The following is a 23,541-nucleotide window of genomic DNA, read 5'->3' on the forward strand; positions in this document are numbered from 1 at the left end:
AGGTCCGCGGCCCCCGCTGACAGGGGGCCGCGGAACACGACGGAGAAAGGCATCTCCCCCCATGACCACATCCGAAGACCGGGTCCCCGGCGGTACCGCCGTCGGAGCGGCCCCGTTAGCGAACCCCAAGCGCTGGACGGCCCTCGTCTTCATCTGCCTGGCCCAGCTGATGGTGGTTCTCGACATCACGATCGTGAACATCGCCTTGCCGGAGATGCAGGCCGACCTCGGCTTCTCCAATGAGAACCGGCAGTGGGTCGTCACCTCGTACACCCTGGCCTTCGGCAGCCTGCTGCTGCTCGGCGGCCGGATCGCGGACTACACCGGCCGCAAGCGGGCCTTCCTGATCGCGCTGGCGGGCTTCGCGGTCGCCTCCTGCCTGGGCGGTGCCGCTCCCAACATCGAGATGCTGCTCACCGCGCGTGCCCTCCAGGGCGCCTTCGGTGCGCTGCTCGCCCCGACCGCGCTGTCCCTGATCTCGGTGAACTTCACCGACCAGAAGGAGCGCGCCAAGGCGTTCAGCATCTTCGGCGGCATCGTCGCCTCCGGTGCCGTCATCGGTCTGCTGCTCGGTGGCATCCTCACCGAGTACATGGACTGGACCTGGTGCATGTACGTGAACGCGCCGATCGCCGTCATCGCCGCGTTCGGTGTGCTGTACCTGGGCCCGGAGCAGCGGGCCGCGGTGCGCGCCCGGATGGACATCCCCGGCGTGCTGCTGGTGACCAGCGGTCTCGTCGCGATCGTGTACGCGTGCAGCGAGGCCGAGTCCGAGGGCTGGGGCTCCGGCCTGGTGGTGGGCCTGTTCATCACCGGCGCGGTGCTGCTCGCGGCCTTCGTGGCGGTCGAGGCGCGCTCCTCGCACCCGCTGCTGCCGCTCGGCGTCATCAGCGACCGCACCCGGGGCAGCTCCTACCTGGCGGTGGGCGTGGCGATGATCGCCATGCTCGGCGCGCTGTTCTTCCTGACCTTCTACCTCCAGCTGGTCAAGGGCTACTCGCCGGTGGAGACCGGTCTGGCCTTCCTGCCGCTGCCGCTCGGTGTCGGTATGTTCGCCGGCGGTGTCTCCACCAAGCTGATCCCCAAGGCCCCGCCGCGCGCGCTCGTGGTGCCCGGCATGGTCATCGCGGCCTGCGCGCTGTTCTGGCTGGCCGCGCTCGACCCGGGTTCCTCCTACTGGGGGATGGTCGCGCCCGCCCTGTACGTCCAGGGCGCGGGCATGGGTCTGGTGATCGCGACGGCGATGAACTACGCCACCTACCGGATCGCCGACGAGCACGCCGGTGTCGCCTCCGGCACCGTCAACACCGCGCAGCAGATCGGCGGTTCGATCGGCACCGCGCTGCTGAGCACGCTCGCGGCGGACGCGGCCTCGGAGTACCTCGCCGAGCGCGCCGCACAGGCGAAGAACCCCGAGGTGGTCCACCAGGCCATGACCGAGGGGTTCACGACCGCCTTCACCTGGGCCGCCATCATCATGGCCTGTGGTGCGGTGGTCATCGCGGCGATGATGAACACGCCCAGGCCGCGGCCCGGTGAGACCAGCGCCCCGGTGGCGCACATGGGCTGAGGCTCCCGTACGGCCACACGGCCGGTCTTCCCGCGAGGAAGGCCGGCCGCTGTGCTGTGCGCCCCTGTCCGACCGGCTGACGGCCGGCTTCCCCTTGGGGAGGCCGGCCGTCTTTTTCGTGGGTGCGATGCGGTCAATACGGCGATTTGGTGATGGATGAATCCGAGCCATTTGAACGATTGATTTCTCGCCATGCATGTACGGCTAAAATGACCAGAATATGAGTTGCCTTTGAGGCGAGACACCTACCTTGGCCGGGATCCGCAGCCCTGACGGCTGAATACGACCAAGGAGAGGCTCATGCCACGAGACGGCCTCAGTCCCCAAAGCCCCGACTCACCGCAGTACGACGTGGCCATCCTGGGCTCCGGCCTGGCTGGAACCACGCTGGCCGCCTGCCTCGCCAACAACGGCGCCAAGGTGCTCGTCCTGGACGCGGGCCTGCACCCGCGCTTCGCCATCGGCGAGTCCACCATCCCGTACACCTCGATGATGATGCGGCTGGTCAGCGAGCGGTACGGCGTGCCCGAGGTGAAGTGGCTGACGACCTTCGAGGCGGTGCAGTCGAAGATCTCCACCAACTGCGGGGTCAAGCGCAACTTCGGCTTCCTCTACCACCGCGAGGGCGCCCACCAGAACCCGCGCGAGACCAGCATGTTCCCGATCCCGAAGATCACCCACACCGAGAACCACTTCTTCCGCCAGGACACCGACGCCTGGATGCTGAACGTCGCCATCAAGTACGGCGCCGAGGTCCGCCAGCAGACGAAGATCGTGGACGTCGACATCGACGACAACGGCGTCACCGTCATCCCGGACCAGGGCGACCCGGTGCGCGTGAAGTTCATCGTGGACGCCAGCGGCCACCGCTCCCCGCTGGCCGCCAAGTTCGGCCTGCGCGAGGAGCCCAGTCGGCTGCGCCACCAGTCCCGCTCCCTGTTCACGCACATGATCGGTGTGAAGCCGTACGAGGACACGGTCCCCAAGGGCACGCACCAGAACCCCAGCCCGTGGAGCGAGGGAACCCTCCACCACCTCTTCGAGGGCGGCTGGATGTGGGTCATCCCCTTCGACAACCACCCGCTGGCCACCAGCCAGCTGTGCAGCGTCGGCCTGAACCTGGACCCGCGGATCCACCCCACCCCGGACTGCACCCCGGAGGAGGAGTTCCGCCGGTTCATCGCCAAGTACCCGGACATCGCCCCGCAGTTCGAGGGCGCCGTCGCGACCCGCGACTGGGTGCGCACCGGACGCCTGCAGTACTCCTCCAAGCAGACCGTCGGCTACCGCTGGTGCCTGACCTCCCACGCGGCCGGCTTCGTGGACGCGCTGTTCTCCCGCGGTCTGTCCAACACCATGGAGATCATCCACGCCCTCGGCTGGCGGCTGCTGGACGCCATCAAGGAGGACGACTTCTCCGTCGAGCGCTTCGAGTACGTCCAGGAGCTGGAGCAGGGCCTGCTCGACTTCAACGACGACCTCGTCGCCAACGCCTACACGTCCTTCGGCAGTTGGTTCCTGTGGAACGCCTGGTTCAGGGTGTGGTCGCTCGGTCAGATCCTCGCCACCTTCGAGATCAACCGCGCCTACGCCACCTACCTCGACAGCCGGGACCCGGCCGGTCTCGCCCGCCTGGAGCGCCAGGCGCCCGACGGCGCGATACCCGACTACGCCCCGGTGCGCCGGCTGCTCAAGAACGTCAGCACCCTCGTACAGGCCGTGCAGAAGGGCGAGGCGGACCCGCGGGAGACCTCCGAGGAGATCCTGCGCCAGCTGCGCGCCGCCGACTTCGTCCCGCCCGCCTTCGGCCTCTCCGAGCCCGACAACCACTGGACGGACGCCACCACCCTGAAGGTCCTGCAGACCCTCAAGTGGGCCAAGAAGGACGCCCCGGACGAGATCGGGGACCTCGTCTACGACGGTCTGACCCTCTTCCTGCGCAAGCGGTTCGACCAGGAGGAGTTCAAGGTCACCGAAGAGCTCAAGCACATGGCCGCCTACTGGCCGGTGGTCGGACGGATCATCAAGCACCGCGCCGCCAGCGCCAGTTGATGTCACCCGGACAGGGAGCGAAATGAAGCAGTCGAACGAGACCTACGACGTTGTCATCCTGGGCACGGGCTTAGCCGGCTCCGTCCTTGGCGCCATCCTGGCCAAGGCCGGAAACAAGGTCCTGCTGCTGGACGCCGGGTCCCACCCGCGGTTCGCGATCGGTGAATCGACCGTCGGCTACACGCTGGTCCACCTCAGGATGCTGGCACACCGCTACGGTGTGCCGGAGATCGGCCATCTCGGCAGCCTGGAGGAGTGCAACGAGTACATCAGCACCTCCTCCGGGCTGAAGCGGCACTTCGGATTCATGATCCACCGGGACGGGCAGGAGCCCGACCCGCGGGAGATCAACCAGTTCCGGTTACCGAAGGTGCTGCACCTGGCGAGCCACTACTTCCGCCAGGACATCGACCAGTACCTCTTCCACGTGGCGCTGAAGTACGGCTGCACCGCGATCCAGAACCACCGGGTGGACAAGGTCGACTTCGACGACGACGGCGTCACGGTGGTCGGCGAGGACGGCAGCCGGCACCGCGCCCGGTTCGTCGTCGACGGCAGTGGCTTCCGCTCCCCGCTGGCCGAGCAGCTCGGCCTGCGGGACGAGCCGACCCGGCTCAAGCACCACGCCCGCTCGATCTTCACCCACATGATCAATGTGGACCGCGTCGACGACCATGTCCGCATGGGCCCGGACGACGTGCCGCCCAGGCCCTGGCACGAGGGCACCATGCACCACATGTTCGAGCGCGGCTGGTTCTGGATCATCCCGTTCGACAACCACCCGAAGAGCACCAACCCGCTGTGCAGCGTCGGCCTCCAGCTCGACCCGCGTCGCTACCCCAAGCCCAGCGACATGACGGCCGAGGAGGAGTTCTGGCACCACGTCGACCGGTTCCCGCTGGTCAAGCGGCAGTTGGGGCGGGCGCGCAGCGTCCGCCCCTGGGTGAGCACGGGCCGGTTGCAGTACTCGTCCAAGCAGGTCGTCGGTGAGCGCTGGGTGCTGCTGCCGCACGCGGCCGGGTTCGTCGACCCGCTGTTCTCCCGCGGCCTGTCCAACACCGCCGAGATCCTCAACGTACTGGCGTGGCGCCTGATCCGGGCGCTCAAGCGCGACGACTTCGACCCGAAGCAGTTCGAGTACGTGGAGCAGCTGGAGCAGAACCTGCTCCACTTCAACGACCGCCTGGTCAACTCGGCCTTCATCAGCTTCTCCGACTACGACCTGTGGAACGCGGTCTTCCGGATCTGGAGCTACGGCTCCCTGCCCGGCGCGTTCCGCGTCATCCACGAGGACCTCAAGGCACGCCGGCAGCAGGACCCGGAGATCTGGCGGGACCTGGAGAACGTGGCGAGCCCCGGTCTGTGGTGGCCGGACAAACCCGAGTACCGGCAGATCTTCGACGAGATGGCCGACTACTGCGAGGCCGTCGAGGCGGGCGAGATGAGCTCGCAGGACGCCGCGGACCGGCTGTTCGAGAAGCTGCGCAAGGCGGACTGGGTCCCGCCGTCCTTGGGGATAGCACGGCGGGACGTCAGGTTCATCGACCCCAGCCCGGCACGGCTGCGGAAGATGCTCCTGTGGTCCCGGACCAAAGCGCCTGCTGACATGCGCCCGTACATGGTGGGGACCTCGGTCGAGGCGATCAAGCACTTCCTGAAGGGCAAGCGGATCTTCTAGCACCTCCCGCGGGCCCGATCGACTCCGCGACCGACCGGATGATGCGCGACTCTCCTCGCGCGCCGGTCGTGCCGGAGTCGAAGGGCCCGCCCAGGCGGCCGTAGAGAGAGGTCAACGCAGTGAACGACAAGACCGCCGCATACGACGTGATCGTCGCCGGTGCCGGTCCCACCGGACTGATGCTGGCCGGGGAACTCGCCCTCGCGGGCGTGCGCTGCCGGGTCGTGGAGCGGCGCGAGGACCGCACACGGGAGTCCCGGGCGCTGGGACTGCACGGCAGGACCATGGAGGTCCTCAACATGCGCGGCGTCGCCGACGAGGTACTGGCCCGCGCCAACCCGATCCCGCGGGTGCGGGTGTCCCTCGGGCACTCCCTGTTCGACATGGGTGAACTCGCCACCGACTACGGTCAGTTGACGATCATCCCGCAGGGGGAGACCGAGGAGGTCCTGGAGAAGCGCGCCACCGCCCTCGGCGTGGTCGTGGACCGCGGCGTCAGTCTCACCGACTGCCGCCAGGACGGCGGCCTTGTCCACTGCACCCTGGAGCAGGACGGCCGCACCTGGCAGGAGAGCGCCTCCTACCTCGTCGGCTGCGACGGCTCGCGCAGCCGGGTGCGGGAGGCGATGGGCGCCGACTTCACCGGCGCCACCTACCCGTACACGATCATCGTCGCCGATGTGAAGCTCGGCACCCCGCTCGACGACCAGCTCCTCATCCGCGTCGGCCGCGCGGGGCTCGTGGTCGCGACCGACTTCGGCAACGGCTGGTACCGGATGGGCGTCATCGACCGGGAGAAGCCCTGGTCCGACGACCCGGTCACGCTCGCCGAGGTCGACCAGACCCTCGCCAAGCTGTTCGGCCGGGACATGCGGCCCAGCGAGCCGCTGTGGACCTCCCGCTTCCACATCCAGGAACGGCAGGCCTCCTTCTACCGCAAGGGCCGCATGCTCATCGCCGGGGACGCCGCGCACGTGCACTCCCCGCTCGGCGGCCAGGGCCTCAACCTCGGCATCCAGGACGCCATGAACCTCGGCTGGAAACTCGCCGCCGTGATCAACGGGCGGGCCGCCGACGACATCCTCGACACCTACGCCCTGGAACGGCGCCGGGTGTCGCAGGGCGTGATCAAGGTGACGGACATCGCCACCCGCATGATGACCTCCGACAAGCTGCCCGCGCGCGTCGCCCGCAAGGCCGTGATGACCGTGGCCAGCCGCATCCCCAGGACCCACAAGGTCGCCGTCGGACACCTCTCGGGCATCGCCACCCGCTACCCCTCGATGTCGTCCGCCGTCGGCGCCTCGCCCCTCGTCGGCACCCGCGTCCCCGACCTCAGGATCGCCGGGCACGGCGGGCCGCGGCACCTGCACGAAGTGCTGCGCCACGGCGGGTTCGTCCTCATCGAACGCGGGGACGGCGACCCGCTGCTGCCCTCGGTGCCCGAGGGCGAGGGCGTCCTTCTCCGGCTGCGCGGCCGGATCGTCGCCGACTCCGGCCCCTGGAGCGAACCGGAGGCCGTGCTGGTCCGCCCCGACGGCTACTGCGCCTGGGCCGGCCCGCGCCGCCGCGCCCAGGAACTCGCCCTCGCCCACCGGAGGTGGATCCAGGACTGACCTGCCCCGCGGGCGAGGCGGCGGTGGTGCACGGCCGGTCCCTGAGCCGTGGCTGAGTGGGGCTTGAGCCGGTGGTCCTAGCTTGGCCGAAACGGATGCCGGGATCGACCAAGGAGAGGCTCATGCCGACTCGCTCGAAGCACCCTACGTCGCCGCAGTACGACGTGGCCATCCTGGGTTCGGGCCTGGCGGGCACCACGCTGGCCGCCTGCCTCGCCCGCAACGGCGCGAAGGTGCTCGTCCTCGACGCGGGTACGCACCCTCGCTTCGCCATCGGGGAGTCCACCATCCCGTACACCTCGATGCTGATGCGGCTGGTCAGCGAGCGGTACGGGGTGCCGGAGATCAAGTGGCTCACCACGTTCGAGTCCGTGCAGTCAAAGATCTCCACGAACTGCGGCGTCAAGCGCAACTTCGGCTTTCTCTACCACCGCGAGGGCGCCCGGCAGAACCCACTGGAGACCAACGAGTTCCCGATCCCGAAGATCACCCATACCGAGAACCACTTCTTCCGCCAGGACGTCGACGCCTGGATGCTCACCGTGGCCATCAAGTACGGGGCCGAGGTCCGTCAGCAGACGAAGATCGTCGACGCCGAGTTCGACGACGACGGCGTCACCGTCATCCCCACCACCGGCGACCCGGTGCGGGTGAAGTTCCTCGTCGACGCGAGCGGCCACCGCTCGCCGCTGGCGGAGAAGTTCGGGCTGCGCGAGGAGCCGAGCCGGCTGCGCCACCAGTCGCGCTCGCTCTTCACGCACATGATCGGCGTCAAGCCGTGGGAGGAGACCGTCCCCAAGGGCAGCCACAAGAACCCCAGCCCGTGGAGCCAGGGCACCTTGCACCACATGTTCGAGGGCGGCTGGATGTGGGTCATTCCCTTCAACAACCACCCGCGCGCCACCAACCCGCTGTGCAGCGTGGGCCTCAACCTCGACCCGCGGATCCACCCCGTGCCGGACTGCTCCCCCGAGGAGGAGTTCCGCCGGTTCATCGCCAAGTACCCGGACATCGCCCCGCAGTTCGAGGGCGCCATCACCACCCGGGACTGGGTGCGCACCGAACGGCTGCAGTACTCCTCCAAGCAGACCGTCGGCTACCGCTGGTGCCTGACCTCCCACGCGGCCGGCTTCGTGGACGCGCTGTTCTCCCGCGGCCTGTCCAACACCATGGAGATCATCCACGCGCTCACCTGGCGGCTGCTGGACGCCATCAAGGAGGACGACTTCGCCGTCGAGCGCTTCGAGTACGTCCAGGAGCTGGAGCAGGGCCTGCTCGACTTCAACGACGACCTCGTCGCCAACGCCTACACCTCCACCAAGAGCTGGTTCCTGTGGAACGCCTACTACCGCTCCTGGGTGCTCGGCCAGGCGCTCGCCACCTTCGAGATCAACCGCGCCTACGCCTGGTTCCTGGAGGACCACGACCCGAAGGTCCTGGAGCGGCTGGAGCGCCAGGCCCCGGACGGCGCCATCCCCGACTACGCGCCCCTGCGCGAGCTGCTCAAGGGGATGAGCGAGGCGATCCAGGACGTGCAGCACGGGCGCCGCGAGGACCGGGAGGCCGCCGACCGCATCATGGCGCTGCTCGGCAAGGCCGACTTCATCCCGCCCGTCTTCGGCCTCGCCGACCCCGACAACCACTGGACGGACGTCACCCCCGTCAAGCTGGCCAAGACCCTGCACTGGTCGCGCACCAACGCGCCCAAGGAGATCGGCGACCTGACCTGGGAAGGGCTCACGCTCTTCATGAAGAAGCGCTTCGACCGCGACGAGTTCCAGCTTGCCGAGGAGCTCAAGCACACGGTCGCGGGCTGGCCGGTGATCGGGCGGGCCTTCCGGGTCCCCGAGCCCGAGTGACCGCACCCCCCCGGATCCCGAGACCAGCAGCCCGACAAGCCTGAGGAGTTCCCCGTGTCCGACAGCCCCGCCCTGGTCAGCGGCCCGGAGCCGGTGTACGACGTGGCGATCCTGGGGTCCGGCATCGCCGGCTCCATGCTCGCCGCGATCCTGGCCCGCAACGGCGTCAAGGTCCTGCTCCTGGACGCCTCGGCCCACCCGCGCTTCGCGATCGGCGAGTCGACCATCCCGTACACCCTGGTGTGCCTGCGCACGATAGCCGAGCGCTACGACGTGCCCGAGATCAAGACGCTGGCCACCTTCACCAACAGCACCAAGGTGCTCGGCCCCAAGTTCGGGGTGAAGAAGCACTTCAGCTTCCTGCTCCACCACGAGGGCCAGGAGCAGGACCCCCAGGAGGTCAACCAGTTCGGCACGCCCGGCCTGCTGCACGAGGCGAGCCACCTGTACCGGCAGGACACCGACCTCTACATGTTCCACACGGCCCTGAAGTACGGCGCCCACGCGCGGCAGAACTTCCGGGTCTCCGACATCGACTTCGACGACAGCGGGGTCACCCTCTCCACCGCCGGGGGCGAGCAGTACCGCGCCCGCTACGTCGTCGACGCCAGCGGCTACCGGTCCCCGCTCGCGGACAAGTTCAACCTGCGCGAGGACCCCTGCCGGTTCAAGCACCACTCGCGGTCCATGTGGAACCACATGACCAACGTGCGGCGCACCGACGACCTGTTCACCCACCGCAGCAAGGAGGACACCCCGCCCTCCCCGTGGTACCAGGGCACCGTGCACCACATGTTCGAGCGCGGCTGGTTCTGGGTGATCGGCTTCGACAACCACGAGTGGTCCCGCAACCCGCTGTGCAGCGTCGGCCTCACCCTCGACCCGCGCAAGTACCCCAAGTCCGCGGACATGACGCCGGAGGAGGAGTTCTTCTCCTACGCCTCCCGCTTCCCGGACATCGCCCGCCAGTACGAGGGCGCCAAGGCGGTGCGCAACTGGGTCTCCACCGACCGCCTCCAGTACTCCTCGCGCCAGTGCGCCGGCGACCGTTGGTTCCTGCTCTCGCACGCGGCCGGCTTCCTCGACCCGCTGTACTCGCGCGGCCTGTCCAACACCGCCGAGGCCATCAACAGCCTCACCTGGCGGCTGCTGGAGGCCGTCAAGGACGGTGACTTCTCCCGCGAGCGCTTCGACTACGTCGACCGCATGCAGCAGGGCCTGTTCGACTACAACGACTCCCTGGTCAACGCCTCCTTCATCTCCTGGAGCGACTACGACCTGTGGACCGCCGTCTACCGGATGTGGGCCTGGGGCGCCAACGCGGGCACCTACCGGCTGTCCGAGGGCCTGTTCAAGTACTTCAAGGACGGCAACGAGCAGCACTTCAAGGACCTGGAGAAGGCCCCGCACCTCGGCCTGTACTGGCCGGACCACGACGGCTTCAAGGATCTGTACGACCTGATGATCGGGCAGGTGGACGAGTACGAGGCGGGGAAGATCACCGCCCGCGAGGCCGCCGACACGATCTACGAACAGCTGCAGAGCGTGAACTTCGTGCCGAAGAACTTCGGCTTCTCCGAGCGCAAGCTGCGCTTCATGATCCCCGGCCCCAAGACCATCCTGAAGACCGCCCGTTGGCTGCACACCGAGGCTGACCCGGTGGTCAAGCGGATGATGACGGGCAACGGGCGGGAGGCCGTCAAGGCGAAGCTGCGCGGCAAGCGCATCTTCTGACCGCGCGCGGGGCGCCGGTCCCACGGGACCGGCGCCCATGCGTGTGTCCAGGGAGAGAACCGAGGGGAGTTGAACCCATGAAGATCAACCGAACCGCCCCCGACGGCGACCGCGCGGCTCCTCCCGCGGATTTCCGGGAGAGGTACGACGTCGCGGTACTCGGGGGCACCATGGCCGGCGGCCTGCTCGCCGCCGTCCTGGCCCGGCAGGGCGTACGGGTGCTGGTGGTGCCCGGTGCCGAGGACCGCAGCGAGCCGTCCGGCGAGACCACCGTGCCCTACACGGCCGAGGTGTTCCTGCTGCTGGCCAAGCGCTTCGACATCCCGGAGATCGCCGCCTTCGGCCTGTTCCCGGACCTGCCGGCGGACGTACGGCGCGACAGCGGCGTCAAGAAGAGCCTCGGCTTCCTCTACCACCGGGTCGGCCGGCCGCAGAGCCCCGAGGAGAGCATCCAGTTCAACGTGCCCGGCGAGCACGCCGAATGGCACCTGGAGCGGCGCACCGTCGACGCGTACACCCTGCGCATCGCCCACCGCTACGGCGCCGCGATCCTGCCGCACGGGGTGCACGCCACCGACGCCTGGACCGAGGAGGACGGGGCGCGCGTCGAGACCACCGACGGGCATGTGTGGAAGGCCCGTTACCTGGTCGACGTCAGCGGACCCGGCTCCTTCCTGGTGGCCCGCAACGGCGGCGACGACCCCGAGCCGCGGCTGAAACTGCGCTCCCGCGTCATCGCCACCCACATGACCGGCGTGACCCCCTTCGAGGACGTGCGGCCGGTCGCCGAGTACCCGAAGGCCACCGCCTGGTCCGAGGGCACCGTCCACCACCTCTTCGACGGCGGCTGGATCCAGCTGGTCCGCTTCGACAACCACCCCGGCGGCGCCAACCCGGCCACCGGAGTCACCCTCAGCCTCGACCCCGACCGCTGGGGCCACCTTCCGGACGACCCGGAGAAGGCGTTCCGCACGGTAGTCGAGCAATTCCCCGATATGGACAAGCAGTTCGCCTCCGCGACCGCGGTCCGCCCGTGGACCAGCGCCCCGCTGTGGCAGCGCACCGCCGCGAAGACCTACGGGGACCGCTGGTTCGCGCTGGAGCGCACCGCCTCCCGCAACGACCTGTTCCTCTCCCGCGACGTCACCATGGCCACCGAGGTCGTGCACGCGCTGGCCGGGGTGCTCGTCCCGGCCGTGCGCCGCGACGACTTCTCCGTCGCCCCGTTCGCCAAGGTGGCCGCCTTCCAGGACGAGCTGGCCGCCTTCAACGACCGCTGGCTGGCCTGCGCCCGGACCGCCGCCCAGGACTTCCAGCTGTACAACGCCTTCTCGCGGGTCTGGCTGCTCTGGCAGATCCTCGCCGACCTCTCGCTCAAGCGGGCCCGGCTGGACTGCGAGTCGAGCGCGGGGCGGGACTGGTCGGCCGTGGAGCGCTTCGAGCTGGGCGGCATCTGGTTCCACGTCCCCGAGGGCCTGCGCGGGGTCATCGACCGGTCCTTGAAGACCATCGAGCGGGTCGGCTCGGGCGACCTGCGGCCGAGCCCGGCGGCGGAGAGCATCTTCGCGGAGCTGCGCCGGGAGAAGTTCATCCCGCCGCTGTACGCCTTCGGCGACCCGGACGCCCGCGTCTACCACTTCACCATCCCCAAGCGGCTGAAGATGCTGTGGTGGGTCAAGACCGCGGCCCCCGCGGACTTCCGCCGCCTGCTCACCCGGGACAACGTCACCTCGGTCACCTCGGCGTCCTCGCGCTGAGACACCCGCTCAGGACGGTGCCGCCGCTGCCCGCGGCGGCACCGTCCTTTTGCCGTGTCCAACGCGGGTGCCGCACACACCAGAACCCGGCGTGGGTGGGGCCACGCCGGGTTCTGGAGGTGCTGCTCGGTGGGTCAGGCCGCCGAGGACGGCAGCAGCCGGGCGTAGCTGCCCCGCCAGTAGGTGAGCGGGAACCGCCCCTCCGCGCTGTCGCCGCCCACCACCCGGCCGATCAGCAGGGTGTGGTCGCCGGCCTCCACCGCGTCGTGCAGTTCGCACTCCGCGTGCCCGACCGTGACCGCCAGCAGCGGCGTCCCGGTCACCGGGCCCGGCGTCCAGCGGACCCGCTCGAACTTGTCCTGGGCGCCGGAGGCGAACAGCTGGGACGCCATCTGGCCCTGCGAACCGAGGATGTTGACGGAGAACTGCGCCCGGTCCAGCACCGCGCGCAGGGTGCCGCTGCGGTTGCTGACGCTGGCCAGCAGCAGCGGCGGGTCCACGGAGACACTGCACACCGCGGAGCAGGTCAGCCCGCGCGGCTCGTCCTCCTTGTCCAGGGTGGTCACGATGGAGACACCACTGGCCAGCGAGGCCATGACGGTACGGAACAGCTGGATGTCGACGGACGGGGCCAGCGTGGGCATGGCGGTCTGCATCACAGCTCACCCGCCTCAACGGCCGTCACCAGCGCGGCACGGTGCAGCTTGCCGTTCGGTGTCCTCGGCAGGTCCTCGGCGATGTGCAAACGGTCGATGTTCATATAGGTGGGCAACCTTTCCGCACAACGGCGTTTGATGGCGAGCAGGGAGGGCCGCTGCCCCGGCGACGGGACGACGACCGCGTGCAGTTGGGACGTGAGGCCGGTGCCGATCACCAGAACCGTCACCTCGGCGACGGATTCGAGGGTGCCGATGGCCGCCTCGATCTCGCCCAGCTCGATCCGGTTGCCGCGGACCTTGACCATGTGGTCGCGGCGACCGACGTACTCCAGGTTCCCGTCCGCGTCCAGGCGGGCGATGTCGCCCGTGCGGTACGGGCCCTCGTGGGGGCCGCGCCCCCAGTAGCCCAGCATCACCGTCGGACCGGTGACGACGACCTCGCCCTCACCGTTCTCCACGCCGTCCAGCGTGACGGTGTCACCGGAGCAGGCCTTGCCGATCGGCAGCGGCGACTCCCGCTCCAGGTCGGCCTCGGTCACCTCGTAGGAGGTGCACACATTGGTCTCGGTGGGGCCGTACCAGTTCAGCAGCCGCACCCCCGGCCAGGCCTTGCGCAGCTCCTGGACGTGGTGGATGGCGAACGGCTCGCCGGCGAACAGACAGACCCGCAGCGACGACGGCGGGGGCCCGTCCAGCAGGCCGCCCTCACGCATCATCAGGCTGATCGCGGACGGCACCGAGTACCAGACGGTGATCAGCCGCTGCCGCATGAACTCCGCCAACTGCACCGGCGCGTACGCCAGTTCCTCGGGCACCAGGTGCACCGAGGCGCCGGCGGCGAAGGCGCCGTACAGGTCGAAGACGGACAGGTCGAAGTTGAACGGCGCGTGGTTGGACAGCCGGTCGGAGACGGTGAGCTGCAGCTCCTCCACCGCCCAGTCCACGAACGCCAGCGCGTTGCGGTGGCTGATCATCACGCCCTTGGGCTCACCGGTGGAGCCCGAGGTGTAGAGGATGTACGCCGGGTCGTCCGGCTCGTTCTTGTAGTGGGTCGGGCGCGCGCCCTCCTCGGCCCGGCCGCGCAGCTCCTCGAAACCGGCCAGCGGCGCCGCGTCGAACCCGGCCGCCCCGGCCCGCTCCACGCCGCCCGGGTCGGCCACCACCAGCTTGGGTTCGCAGCCGGCCGCGATCCGCGCCACCCGGGCGGGCGGGTTGGAGCCGGTGACCGGCACGTACAGGGCGCCGATGCGCAGCGCGCCCTGCATCACGGCGATGGCGTCGACGCTCTTGTGGCTCCATATGATCACGCGGTCGCCGACTCCCACCCCGCTCTCCCGCAGGGCCGCGGCGTACCGGTCGGCGAGCCGGTCGAGCTTGCGGTAGTCGATGGGGCCGTCCGCCCCGTGCACCGCCACCGAGTACGGATAGCGCCGGGCGGAGTCGTACAGCAGGCGGTGCAGGCTGACGTTGGTGCTCATAGTCCCAGCTCCCTGGAGATGATGTCGCGCTGGATGTCCGACGTGCCGGAGAAGATGACGGAGGGCACCGCGTCGCGCAGCGCGGCCTCGATGCCCTCGGAGCGCAGATAGCCGCGTCCGCCGAAGAGCCGGACCGTGTCCAGCGCGGTGGTGATCACGCCCTCCGAGACGGCCAGCTTGGACAGGGCGATCCACAGGGTCGCCGGGCCGCCCCGGTCCATCTCCCAGGCGGCCCGGTACAGCAGCAGCCGGGCGCTCTCGGTACGCAGCTTCATGTCCGCGATCCGGTGCGAGACGGCCTGGAAACGGGAGATCCGGCGCCCCGACTGCTTACGGGTGCGGGCCTGCTCCACGGCCCGGTCCAGCAGCCGGTCGGAGAGCCCGAGGAACCCGGCGAACAGACAGCACCGCTCCCAGCCCATGGAGTGCTGGAAGATGAAGCCGCCCTGGCCCTCCTCGCCGAGTACCTGGTCGTCCGGCACGAAGCAGTTCTCGAACGTCAGCCGCCCGGCCGGTACTTGGGACATGCCCATCTTGTCGAAGGGCTCCCCGATGGTCAGTCCGGGCGCGCCGCGCTCGACCACGAACCCGGTGACACCGAGATAGCCCGCCTTGGGGTCGGTCGTCGCGTACGTGGTGAACACATCGGCGGCCGGGCCGTTGGTGACGAAGCTCTTCTCGCCGTTGAGGATCCAGCCGCCGTCGGTGCGCTCGGCGACCGTGGCCAGCTTGGAGACGTCCGAACCGGCCTCGTCCTCGGTCATCGCGTTGCCCGCGATCAGCTCACCGGTGCACATCCCGGGCAGCACCCGGGACTTGACCGCCGGGGAGCCGAAGTCGACGATCGGCATCGAGCAGGCGAACAGGTGTGCGGAGGCGCCGAAGACCAGCCCGGTGCGGTCGCAGCCGCGGCCGAGGGCCTCCACCTGCCGGGCGGTGTCCACGGCGCCCAGCCCGCCGCCGCCGTACTCGGTCGGAACGGACAGCCCCAGCAGTCCGAGCTGCCCGAGCGTCTTCCAGTCTCCGCGGTGGTAGTACTCGGCCGTGCCGTCACTCGGCGGGAACGCCTCGCGTACGGCGGCCAGCGTGTCGTCGTATGCCTGCCGCTGTTCCTCGGTCCAGGCGAAGTCCATGGCGCGTGCCTGCCTTTCGACTATTTTGGGGAAGAGATCGCGGAGACCGCGGGCCGGGATTTCAGCAGTTCCTCGTGGGCGCGCTCGTTCTGGCGGGCCAGCAGGGCGGACAGCAGGGGCGCCGCCATCGCGGTGGTGACCAGCGCCATGATCACCATGGCGCTGAACAACTCCACGGTGAGCAGCCCCAGTTGCAGGCCCACGTTGAGGATCACCAGCTCGGTCAGACCGCGGGTGTTCATCAGCAGCCCGAGCACGGTGGCGTCGCGCCAGTTCATCCCCGTCAGCCTGGCCGGGATCGCCACCCCGCCGAGCTTGCCGACACAGGCGACCGCGATGACCGCCAGCATCACCAGCAGGCCCTGCCCGGTGATCGTGGTGAGGTCCACGGACAGGCCCGTGACCACGAAGAACAGCGGCAGCAGCAGTTTGCTGGCGCTCTCCATCGGCCCGAAGGCCGACTGCATCAGACGGCGGTCGCGTGGCATGACCAGACCGAAGAAGAAGGCGCCGAAGATGGCGTGGATACCGATCTCGGAGGTCAGCCAGGCCGAGCCGAAGGCACCGCAGGCGGCGATCACCATGATCTGCGGGCCCGGTGTCAGCGGCAGCCGGTCCGTCACCTTGCGCAGCGCCGGCTTGACGATCCACAGCATGCCCGCCACGTACACCAGCGACCACAGCAGCATCGTGACGAAGGCGCCCGTGCCGGTGGCCGTCACCAGCGCCACCACCAGGGCGAGCATGCACCAGGCGAGCACGTCGTCGGCGGCGGCCAGCGCCAGCGACAGCGCGCCGGCCCGGCTGAACTGCAGCCCCTGGTCGGCGACGATCCGGGCCAGCACCGGGAACGCGGTGATCGACATCGCCACGCCCAGGTACAGCGTGAACTCGAACATCCCGGTCTCTTTGCCGTTCACCGTGCCGTACGTGCCGTAAATCAGTGCGGCGAGGCCCATGCCGAGGGCCAGCGGGCAGGCGATCGAGCTCAGCCAGATGATGCCGGTGGACTTGCGGCGGCCGCTGAAGCTGGTGCCGTCGAACTCCCAGCCGATGACGAACATGAACAGGATCAGCCCGATCTGGGCCGCGGTGCCCAGGTGGGCCCGCGCCTCGTCGGGGAAGAACTTCTCCGGCAGGTCGCCGGGCAGCAGCCCGAGCAGACTCGGACCGAGACAGATGCCCGCGGCGATCTCACCGACGACCGCGGGCTGGCGGATCCGGCGCGCGGCGGCCGCGAAGCCGACGCCCACCAGCAGCGCCAGCGCGATGCCGCCGATCACGGTTGTCATCAACCATTCGGAGTGTGCGGCAGCGGCAGAGCTCACTGGGTCTCCTTACGAAAGGGCCGTGCGGGTCGGGAGCGGATCAGCGGCTCCATGTGTCGGTTCCGGCCAGGACGGCGGCGAGGTCGCCCTTGCCGTGCTGCTCGACGGCTGCCTCCAGCTGGTCGGCCATCGTGGTGTCGTAGACGGGCCGTTCGACATCCCGGAAGACACCGATCGGCGTGTGGTGCAGGGTCTGCGGGTCGGCGAGCCGGGACAGCGCGAAGGCGGTGGTGGGGGAGGCGGCGTGCGCGTCGTGGACGAGGACGTCGGCCTCGTTCTGCGGGGTCACCTCGACCACCTTCAGCTCGCCCGTCGCCCGGTCCCGTACGACGCCCTTGGCACCGTCGGCCCCGAAGCGGACCGGCCTGCCGTGCTCCAGCCGGATCACCGACTCCTGCGCCTGCTGCCGGTCCTTGAGGACCTCGAAGGCGCCGTCGTTGAAGATGTTGCAGTTCTGGTAGATCTCCACCAGGGCGGTGCCGGGGTGCCGGTGCGCGGCGCGCAGCACCTCGGTGAGGTGCTTGCGGTCGGAGTCCACGGTCCGCGCCACGAAGGACGCCTCCGCGCCGAGGGCGAGGGAGACCGGGTTGAAGGGCGCGTCCAGCGAGCCCATCGGCGTCGACTTGGTGATCTTGCCGAGCTCCGAAGTGGGGCTGTACTGGCCCTTGGTGAGCCCGTAGATCCGGTTGTTGAACAGCAGGATCTTCAGGTTCACGTTCCGCCGCAGGGCGTGGATCAGGTGGTTGCCGCCGATGGACAGCGCGTCGCCGTCACCGGTGACCACCCACACGCTCAGATCCGGCCGGCTCACCGCCAGGCCCGTCGCGATGGCGGGGGCGCGGCCGTGGATGGAGTGCATCCCGTAGGTGTTCATGTAGTACGGGAAGCGCGAGGAGCAGCCGATCCCGGAGATGAAGACGATGTTCTCCCGCGCCACCCCGAGTTCGGGCATGAAGCCCTGCACCGCGGAGAGGATCGCGTAGTCACCGCACCCGGGGCACCAGCGCACCTCCTGGTCGGACTTGAAGTCACGGGCCGACAGTTCAAGCCGCATGGATCTCCTCCTTCAGCACCGCGGCGAGTTGCTCGGCCTTGAACGGCATGCCGCTGACCTGGGTGTGGCTGTGCACGTCGACGAGGTAGCGGGCGCGCAGCAGGGTGGCGAGCTGGCCGAGGTTCATCTCGGGCACCACGACCCGCTCGTAGCGGCCGAGCACCTCGCCGAGGTTGCGCGGGAAGGGGCTGACGTGGCGCAGGTGCGCCTGCGCGATCCGCTCCCCGGCCCTCCGCAGCCGGCGCACGGCGGCCGTGACCGGCCCGTACGTCGAACCCCAGCCCAGCACCAGCGTGTTCGCCCCGTGCGGGTCGTCGACCTCGACGTCCGGCACCCACACCCCGTCGACCTTGGCCTGCCGGGTGCGGACCATGAAGTCGTGGTTGGCGGGGTCGTAGGAGATGCTGCCGGAGCCGTCCTGCTTCTCGATGCCGCCGATACGGTGCTCCAGACCCGGCGTGCCCGGGATCGCCCACGGGCGGGCCAGGGTCAGCGGGTCCCGCTTGTACGGCCAGAAGACCTCGGTGCCGTCATCGAGGGTGTGGTTGGGTCCGTCGGCGAAGTTCACCCGCAGGTCCGGCAGTTCGTGCAGCTCCGGGATCCGCCACGGCTCCGTACCGTTGGCCAGGTAGCCGTCGGAGAGCAGGTAGACCGGCGTGCGGTAGGTGAGCGCGATGCGCACCGCCTCCAGCGCCGCGTCGAAGCAGTCGGCCGGGGTGCGCGGGGCGACGATCGGCACCGGCGCCTCGCCGTTGCGGCCGTACATCGTCTGCAGCAGGTCGGCCTGCTCGGTCTTGGTCGGCAGACCGGTCGAGGGGCCGCCGCGCTGGATGTCGACGATGACCATCGGCAGTTCCAGGGCGACCGCGAGGCCGATGGTCTCGCTCTTGAGCGCCATTCCGGGCCCGGAGTTGGAGGTCACCGCCAGCGAGCCGCCGAAGGCCGCGCCGAGCGCCGCGCCCGCCGCCGCGATCTCGTCCTCGGCCTGGAAGGTCCGCACACCGAAGTTCTTGTGCTTGGACAGCTCGTGCAGGATGTCCGAGGCCGGGGTGATCGGGTACGAGCCCAGGAACAGCGGCAGATCGGCCTGCCGGGCGGCGGTCAGCAGCCCGTAGGACAGGGCGAGGTTGCCGGAGATGTTGCGGTAGGTGCCGGACGGGAAGGTGTCCGCGGCCGGGGCGATCTCGTAGGAGACCGCGAAGTCCTCCGTGGTCTCGCCGAAGTTCCAGCCGGCCTTGAACGCGGCGATGTTGGCCGCCGCGATCTCCGGCTTCTTGGCGAACTTCGACTTCAGGAACTTCTCCGTGCCCTCGGTGGGCCGGTGGTACATCCACGACAGCAGGCCCAGCGCGAACATGTTCTTCGCGCGCTGCGCCTCCTTGCGGCTGAGCCCGAACTCCTTCAGTGCCTCCACCGTCAGGCTGGTCAGCGGCACCGGGTGGAGCCGGTAGCCCTGGAGGGAGTCGTCGTCCAGCGGCGAGGCGTCGTACCCGGCCTTCGTCAGCGCACGCGAGTCGAACTCGTCGCTGTTGACGAGGAGTTCACCGCCCGGACGCAGGTCCGCCAGATTGGCCTTCAGAGCCGCCGGGTTCATCGCCACCAGCACGTCCACGGCGTCGCCGGGCGTGAGGATGTCGTGGTCCGCGAAGTGCAGCTGGAAGGAGGAGACCCCGCCCAGGGTTCCGGCGGGGGCGCGGATCTCGGCGGGGAAGTTCGGCAGCGTCGACAGGTCGTTGCCGAACGACGCCGTCTCCGACGTGAACCGGTCACCCGTCAGCTGCATGCCGTCTCCGGAGTCGCCCGCGAACCGGATGACCACACGCGACAGCCGCTCGGTCCGCGAGGAGGTCTCCGCGGAAGCCTCCGAGGCCGCCGGTGGATGGGTGCTGGGGTGAGGAGCTGCAGTCACCGAGCCTCTACCTCTCTCTCGGGGGGTGCCCTGGGCGGTTGCAGTTTGGGTACGTCGCCTAGAGGGGTGGTCAAGAAGCGGTGCACCGGGGAAGTTGTGTCAACCGACGTCCCTCGGCCAGGTCGGGCATCGCTCCACCGCAGCTTGAGCGCGCGCACCGACCATCCCGGCATGACCCGACGCGCAGTGATCACAGGGCTGGGTGTGGTCGCCCCCGGTGGCATCGGCACCAAGGACTACTGGGCGCTGCTCACCGGCGGCCGGGCCGCGACCCGGCACATCACCTTCTTCGACGCCTCCGGCTACCGCTCCCGCGTCGCCGCCGAGGTCGACTTCGATCCCGCGGCGGCCGGACTCGGAGCCCGGGAGATCCACCGCATGGACCGCTCGGCGCAGTTCGCCGTGGTCAGTGCCTGGGAGGCGGTCGCCGACAGCGGCCTCGCGCTCGGCGGCCTCGACCCGCAGCGCACCGGCGTCGCCATCGGCAGCGCGGTCGGCGCCGCCACCAGCCTCGACCGGGCCTACCCGCTGCTCAGCGACGAGGGCCGGGAATGGCGCACCGACACCGACTACGCCGTACCCCACCTGTACGACTACACGGTGCCCAGCGCGCTCGCCCGCGAGGTCGCCTGGACCGTCGCCGCGCAGGGGCCGGTCGCGCTGGTCTCCACCGGCTGCACCTCCGGCCTCGACGCCCTCGGGCACGCCGCCGGGATCATCGCCGAGGGCTCGGCCGACGTGATGCTCGCCGGCGCGGCGGAGGCACCCGTGTGCGCCATCACCGCCGCCTCCTTCGACGCCATCAAGGCCACCACGCCCTACGACGGCGACGACCCCGCCGAGGCGTGCCGCCCCTTCGACCTCAACCGCGACGGATTCGTGCTCGGCGAGGGCGGCGCGGTCCTCGTCCTGGAGGAGAGGGAACACGCCCGCCGCCGCGGCGCCCATGTGTACGCCGAGATCGCCGGGTTCGCCACCCGCGGCAACGCCTACCACATGACCGGGCTGCGCCCCGACGGCACCGAACTGGCCGCCGCCGTCGGCGCCGCCCTCGACGAGGCCCGGCTGCCCGCCGACGCCGTCGACTACGTCAACGCGCACGGCTCCGGCACCCGGCAGAACGATGTGCACGAGACCAACGCGCTGAAGCTGAGCCTCGGTTCGCACGCCTACGACGTGCCGGTCAGCTCGATCAAGTCGATGATCGGCCACTCGCTCGGCGCCATCGGCTCGCTGGAGGCGGCCGCCTGCGCGCTGGCCCTGGAGCACGGAGCCGTCCCGCCCACCGCGAACCTTCACACCCCGGACCCGGAATGCGACCTCGACTACGTACCCTTGACCGCGCGGGCTCAGCCCCTCAGGACCGTACTCAGCGTGGGCAGCGGCTTCGGGGGCCTGCAGAGCGCCCTCGTCCTGAGGAAGCCCGAATGAGCCCCGACCCCTCGCCGGTACGGCCCGACCGGGCGCGCGCCGCCGTCACCGGACTCGGTGTCGTCGCCCCCAACGGCGTGGGCGCCCGCGCCTGGTGGCAGGCCACCCTGCGCGGCGTGAGCGCCCTGCGCCCGGCGCGCGACGCGCCCGTCAACCGGGTGCCGGTCGCCGGTGAGGTGACCTCCTTCGTGGCCGAACAGCACCTGCCCAGCAGGCTGTTGCCGCAGACCGCCCGCTTCACCCGGCTCGCGCTCGCCGCCGCCGCCGAGGCCCTCGACGACGCCGACGTCGACCGCGCGGAGCTGGGGGAGTACGGCACCGGCGTGTACACCGCCAGCTCGGCCGGCGGCTACGAGTTCGGGCAGCACGAGATGAGCGCCCTGTGGCGCACCGGCAGCGACAGCGTCAGCGCGTACCAGTCCTTCGCCTGGTTCTACGCCGCCTGCACCGGCCAGGTCTCCATCCGGCACGGACTGCGCGGCACCAGCGGCACCCTCGTCACCGAGCAGTGCGGGGGACTGGACGCGGTGGGGCAGGCCCGGCGGCGGCTCGGCGACGGGGCGCGGGTGCTGCTGGCCGGGGGCTCCGACGCGGCGCTGTGCCCGCTGGGCTGGGCCGGTCACCTCGCCACCGGCCGGGTCAGCCCGCACAGCCGCCCGGACCGGGCCTACCTGCCCTTCCACCACGACGCCTCCGGGTACGTGCCCGGCGAGGGCGCCGCCTACGTCGTACTGGAGGAACGGTCCGCCGCGGAGGAGCGGGGCGCGGAGATCCTGGGCGAGATCGCCGGGTACGCCGCAGCCTTCGACCCCCCGACGGGCCCCGGCAACCTGGGCCGCGCGGCGAGCCTCGCCCTGGAGGACGCGGGACTGCTCCCCGACGACATCGACGTGGTCTTCGCCGACGCCTCGGGCGTACCGGAGCTGGACGAGGCCGAGGCGGAGGTCATCGCCGACCTCTTCGGCCCGTACGGCGTCCCGGTGTCCGTCCCCAAGACCATGACGGGCCGCATCGGCGCGGGCGGCTCGGCCCTGGACCTGGCCGCGGCCGTGCTGTCCCTGCGCGAGGGTGTCATCCCGCCCGCGGCCCACGTGGACCGCCCGAAGGACGGCTGGCACCTGGACCTGGTGACCACGGCTCCCCGGCCGGCGGATCCGCGGGCGGCGCTGGTGCTGGCGCGGGGGCACGGGGGATTCAACTCCGCTGCCGTCGTGGTGAAGTGACGCTCCGTCCGCAACTCAGTGACCGTCCACGACCATCGAGGGGACCCGCATGGCGAACACCGTTCACACCACTCGGATCGCGGCGCCCGCGAAAGCGGTGCACGCGCTGATCGCCGATGTGACCGTGTGGCCGTTGATGTTCGAACCGTGCGTGCACGCCGAGTACGTCGAGGATCCCCCGCGCGGCGAGGGACGGGAGCGGATCCGCCTCTGGGCGTTCGCGGGGGAGGAGGTCAAGAGCTGGGTCTCCGAGCGAACACTCGACACCCACTCCCTCAGCGTCGACTTCCGGCAACCGGAACCCGCCGCGCCGCTCGCCTCGATGAGCGGGCGCTGGCTGGCCAAGGACCTCGGCGACGGGCAGACCCTGCTCGAACTGCACCACGAGTTCGAGGCGTTGAGCGACGAGCACGTCGTCCTGCACGCCCTGCACCAGAACAGCCCCGCCGAACTCGCCGGGCTGCGGATCGCCGCCGAGAACCCCAGGGCGCCGTACTCCTTCGAGGACAGCCTGCGCATCGCCGCGCCCCCGGAGGCCGTCTACGACTTCCTGTACGCCGCCGACCGCTGGCCCGAACGGCTGCCGCACGTGGCGTCGTTGGAGCTCACCGAGCAGCCCGGGGGCATCCAGCGGCTGGTCACGGAGACCCGCGGCACCGACGGCACCGCGCACCCTGGAGAGTCGGTCCGGGTGTGCAGGCCCGAGTCCGGCAGCATCGCCTACAAACAGCTCCGCACCCCGACCGTCCTGGTGGCCCACACCGGCGAGTGGCGGCTCACCCGCCTCCCGGACGGCACGACCCTCGCCGCCTCCCGCCACTCGGTGATCCTCGCCGACCCCAAGTCCCGCGAGACGGTACGCAACACACTCGGCGCCACCAGCAGAGCGACCCTGCGCCGAGCAAAGGACTTCACGGAAACCCGCAGACCGTAGCCGGGGGCCACGTGCCCGGCACCCGCCTGCCGCACGCCCGGGCACCCGCCCGCCGCACGGCCCGGCGCGAGGGATCTCCCGCGCGGCTCAGCACCTGCCTGCCGCACGGGCGACACGAGCGATTCC

General features: G+C 70.1%; 16 protein-coding genes. 10 read left to right on the plus strand and 6 right to left on the minus strand.

Features of this window, described 5'->3' with window-relative positions; all coding sequences use genetic code 11:
* The first annotated feature begins 61 nt into the window (after positions 1–61).
* The 7 genes from GA0115233_RS09870 to GA0115233_RS09900 all read left to right on the plus strand — a co-directional run bounded on the left by GA0115233_RS09870 (position 62) and on the right by GA0115233_RS09900 (position 12,266).
* Positions 62–1,570 carry an MFS transporter gene (locus GA0115233_RS09870; RefSeq protein ID WP_093719760.1) on the plus strand — a complete coding sequence of 503 codons (1,509 nt, stop codon included), beginning with the start codon at positions 62–64 and terminating at the stop codon, positions 1,568–1,570.
* Between the two features lie 300 nt (positions 1,571–1,870).
* Complete coding sequence (locus GA0115233_RS09875) at positions 1,871–3,622, plus strand: NAD(P)/FAD-dependent oxidoreductase (RefSeq protein ID WP_093719761.1); 1,752 nt, start codon at positions 1,871–1,873, stop codon at positions 3,620–3,622.
* A gap of 22 nt (positions 3,623–3,644) precedes the next feature.
* Positions 3,645–5,300 carry an NAD(P)/FAD-dependent oxidoreductase gene (locus GA0115233_RS09880; protein WP_093719762.1) on the plus strand — a complete coding sequence of 552 codons (1,656 nt, stop codon included), beginning with the start codon at positions 3,645–3,647 and terminating at the stop codon, positions 5,298–5,300.
* A gap of 119 nt (positions 5,301–5,419) precedes the next feature.
* Positions 5,420–6,916, plus strand: a complete 1,497-nt coding sequence (locus tag GA0115233_RS09885; protein WP_093719763.1) for an FAD-dependent monooxygenase — start codon at positions 5,420–5,422, stop codon at positions 6,914–6,916.
* Between the two features lie 122 nt (positions 6,917–7,038).
* Positions 7,039–8,775 (plus strand): NAD(P)/FAD-dependent oxidoreductase, encoded by a 1,737-nt coding sequence (locus GA0115233_RS09890; protein WP_093719764.1) that lies wholly within the window; start codon positions 7,039–7,041, stop codon positions 8,773–8,775.
* A 54-nt stretch (positions 8,776–8,829) separates the two neighbouring features.
* Entirely contained in the window at positions 8,830–10,509 is a 1,680-nt protein-coding gene (locus GA0115233_RS09895; protein WP_255310121.1) for an NAD(P)/FAD-dependent oxidoreductase, read from the plus strand.
* A 77-nt stretch (positions 10,510–10,586) separates the two neighbouring features.
* Positions 10,587–12,266 (plus strand): NAD(P)/FAD-dependent oxidoreductase, encoded by a 1,680-nt coding sequence (locus GA0115233_RS09900; protein WP_093719765.1) that lies wholly within the window; start codon positions 10,587–10,589, stop codon positions 12,264–12,266.
* 134 nt (positions 12,267–12,400) lie between these two features.
* Here the strand turns inward: GA0115233_RS09900 and GA0115233_RS09905 are convergent, their stop codons facing one another.
* From GA0115233_RS09905 to GA0115233_RS09930, 6 genes are all read right to left on the minus strand, one after another.
* Positions 12,401–12,922 (minus strand): flavin reductase family protein, encoded by a 522-nt coding sequence (locus GA0115233_RS09905; protein ID WP_093719784.1) that lies wholly within the window; start codon positions 12,920–12,922, stop codon positions 12,401–12,403.
* Positions 12,922–14,403, minus strand: coding sequence for an amino acid adenylation domain-containing protein (locus GA0115233_RS09910; RefSeq protein ID WP_093719766.1), 1,482 nt, complete (start codon positions 14,401–14,403; stop codon positions 12,922–12,924). The genes GA0115233_RS09905 and GA0115233_RS09910 overlap by 1 nt, the downstream gene beginning before the upstream one ends.
* On the minus strand, positions 14,400–15,536 hold the full coding sequence (locus GA0115233_RS09915) for an acyl-CoA dehydrogenase family protein (protein WP_093719767.1): 1,137 nt from the start codon (positions 15,534–15,536) through the stop codon (positions 14,400–14,402). The genes GA0115233_RS09910 and GA0115233_RS09915 overlap by 4 nt, the downstream gene beginning before the upstream one ends.
* 20 nt (positions 15,537–15,556) lie before the next feature.
* Positions 15,557–16,828 (minus strand): cation:proton antiporter, encoded by a 1,272-nt coding sequence (locus tag GA0115233_RS09920; protein ID WP_255310122.1) that lies wholly within the window; start codon positions 16,826–16,828, stop codon positions 15,557–15,559.
* Positions 16,829–16,904: 76 nt separating this feature from the next.
* Positions 16,905–17,918 (minus strand): 2-oxoacid:ferredoxin oxidoreductase subunit beta, encoded by a 1,014-nt coding sequence (locus tag GA0115233_RS09925; RefSeq protein WP_093719769.1) that lies wholly within the window; start codon positions 17,916–17,918, stop codon positions 16,905–16,907.
* Positions 17,908–19,746, minus strand: a complete 1,839-nt coding sequence (locus tag GA0115233_RS09930; RefSeq protein ID WP_255310124.1) for a 2-oxoacid:acceptor oxidoreductase subunit alpha — start codon at positions 19,744–19,746, stop codon at positions 17,908–17,910. Before GA0115233_RS09930 ends, GA0115233_RS09925 begins: the two co-directional genes overlap by 11 nt.
* 252 nt (positions 19,747–19,998) lie before the next feature.
* On the opposite strand from GA0115233_RS09930, the gene GA0115233_RS09935 reads away from it, so the two are divergent.
* Genes GA0115233_RS09935 through GA0115233_RS09945 form a run of 3 tightly spaced genes read left to right on the plus strand, consistent with a single transcriptional unit; the run spans position 19,999 to position 23,415 of the window.
* A complete protein-coding gene (locus GA0115233_RS09935) occupies positions 19,999–21,258 on the plus strand; it encodes a beta-ketoacyl-[acyl-carrier-protein] synthase family protein (RefSeq protein WP_093719771.1) in 1,260 nt (419 codons plus the stop codon).
* A complete protein-coding gene (locus tag GA0115233_RS09940; RefSeq protein ID WP_093719772.1) occupies positions 21,255–22,481 on the plus strand; it encodes a beta-ketoacyl synthase N-terminal-like domain-containing protein in 1,227 nt (408 codons plus the stop codon). Before GA0115233_RS09935 ends, GA0115233_RS09940 begins: the two co-directional genes overlap by 4 nt.
* A 49-nt stretch (positions 22,482–22,530) precedes the next feature.
* Positions 22,531–23,415, plus strand: coding sequence for an aromatase/cyclase (locus GA0115233_RS09945; protein ID WP_093719773.1), 885 nt, complete (start codon positions 22,531–22,533; stop codon positions 23,413–23,415).
* The last annotated feature ends 126 nt before the right edge of the window (positions 23,416–23,541 follow it).

The sequence above is a fragment of the Streptomyces sp. DI166 genome (assembly GCF_900091315.1).
Lineage (GTDB): Bacteria > Actinomycetota > Actinomycetes > Streptomycetales > Streptomycetaceae > Streptomyces > Streptomyces fuscus.

Excerpts from the sequence above, each read along its gene's own strand:
- GA0115233_RS09870 (WP_093719760.1), top strand. The coding sequence starts at position 62 with ATGACCACATCCGAAGACCGGGTCCCCGGCGGTACCGCCGTCGGAGCG.
- GA0115233_RS09875 (WP_093719761.1), top strand. The coding sequence starts at position 1,871 with ATGCCACGAGACGGCCTCAGTCCCCAAAGCCCCGACTCACCGCAGTAC.
- GA0115233_RS09880 (WP_093719762.1), top strand. The coding sequence starts at position 3,645 with ATGAAGCAGTCGAACGAGACCTACGACGTTGTCATCCTGGGCACGGGC.
- GA0115233_RS09890 (WP_093719764.1), top strand. The coding sequence starts at position 7,039 with ATGCCGACTCGCTCGAAGCACCCTACGTCGCCGCAGTACGACGTGGCC.
- GA0115233_RS09900 (WP_093719765.1), top strand. The coding sequence starts at position 10,587 with ATGAAGATCAACCGAACCGCCCCCGACGGCGACCGCGCGGCTCCTCCC.
- GA0115233_RS09905 (WP_093719784.1), bottom strand. The coding sequence starts at position 12,922 with ATGCAGACCGCCATGCCCACGCTGGCCCCGTCCGTCGACATCCAGCTG.
- GA0115233_RS09910 (WP_093719766.1), bottom strand. The coding sequence starts at position 14,403 with ATGAGCACCAACGTCAGCCTGCACCGCCTGCTGTACGACTCCGCCCGG.
- GA0115233_RS09915 (WP_093719767.1), bottom strand. The coding sequence starts at position 15,536 with ATGGACTTCGCCTGGACCGAGGAACAGCGGCAGGCATACGACGACACG.
- GA0115233_RS09920 (WP_255310122.1), bottom strand. The coding sequence starts at position 16,828 with ATGACAACCGTGATCGGCGGCATCGCGCTGGCGCTGCTGGTGGGCGTC.
- GA0115233_RS09925 (WP_093719769.1), bottom strand. The coding sequence starts at position 17,918 with ATGCGGCTTGAACTGTCGGCCCGTGACTTCAAGTCCGACCAGGAGGTG.
- GA0115233_RS09935 (WP_093719771.1), top strand. The coding sequence starts at position 19,999 with ATGACCCGACGCGCAGTGATCACAGGGCTGGGTGTGGTCGCCCCCGGT.
- GA0115233_RS09940 (WP_093719772.1), top strand. The coding sequence starts at position 21,255 with ATGAGCCCCGACCCCTCGCCGGTACGGCCCGACCGGGCGCGCGCCGCC.
- GA0115233_RS09945 (WP_093719773.1), top strand. The coding sequence starts at position 22,531 with ATGGCGAACACCGTTCACACCACTCGGATCGCGGCGCCCGCGAAAGCG.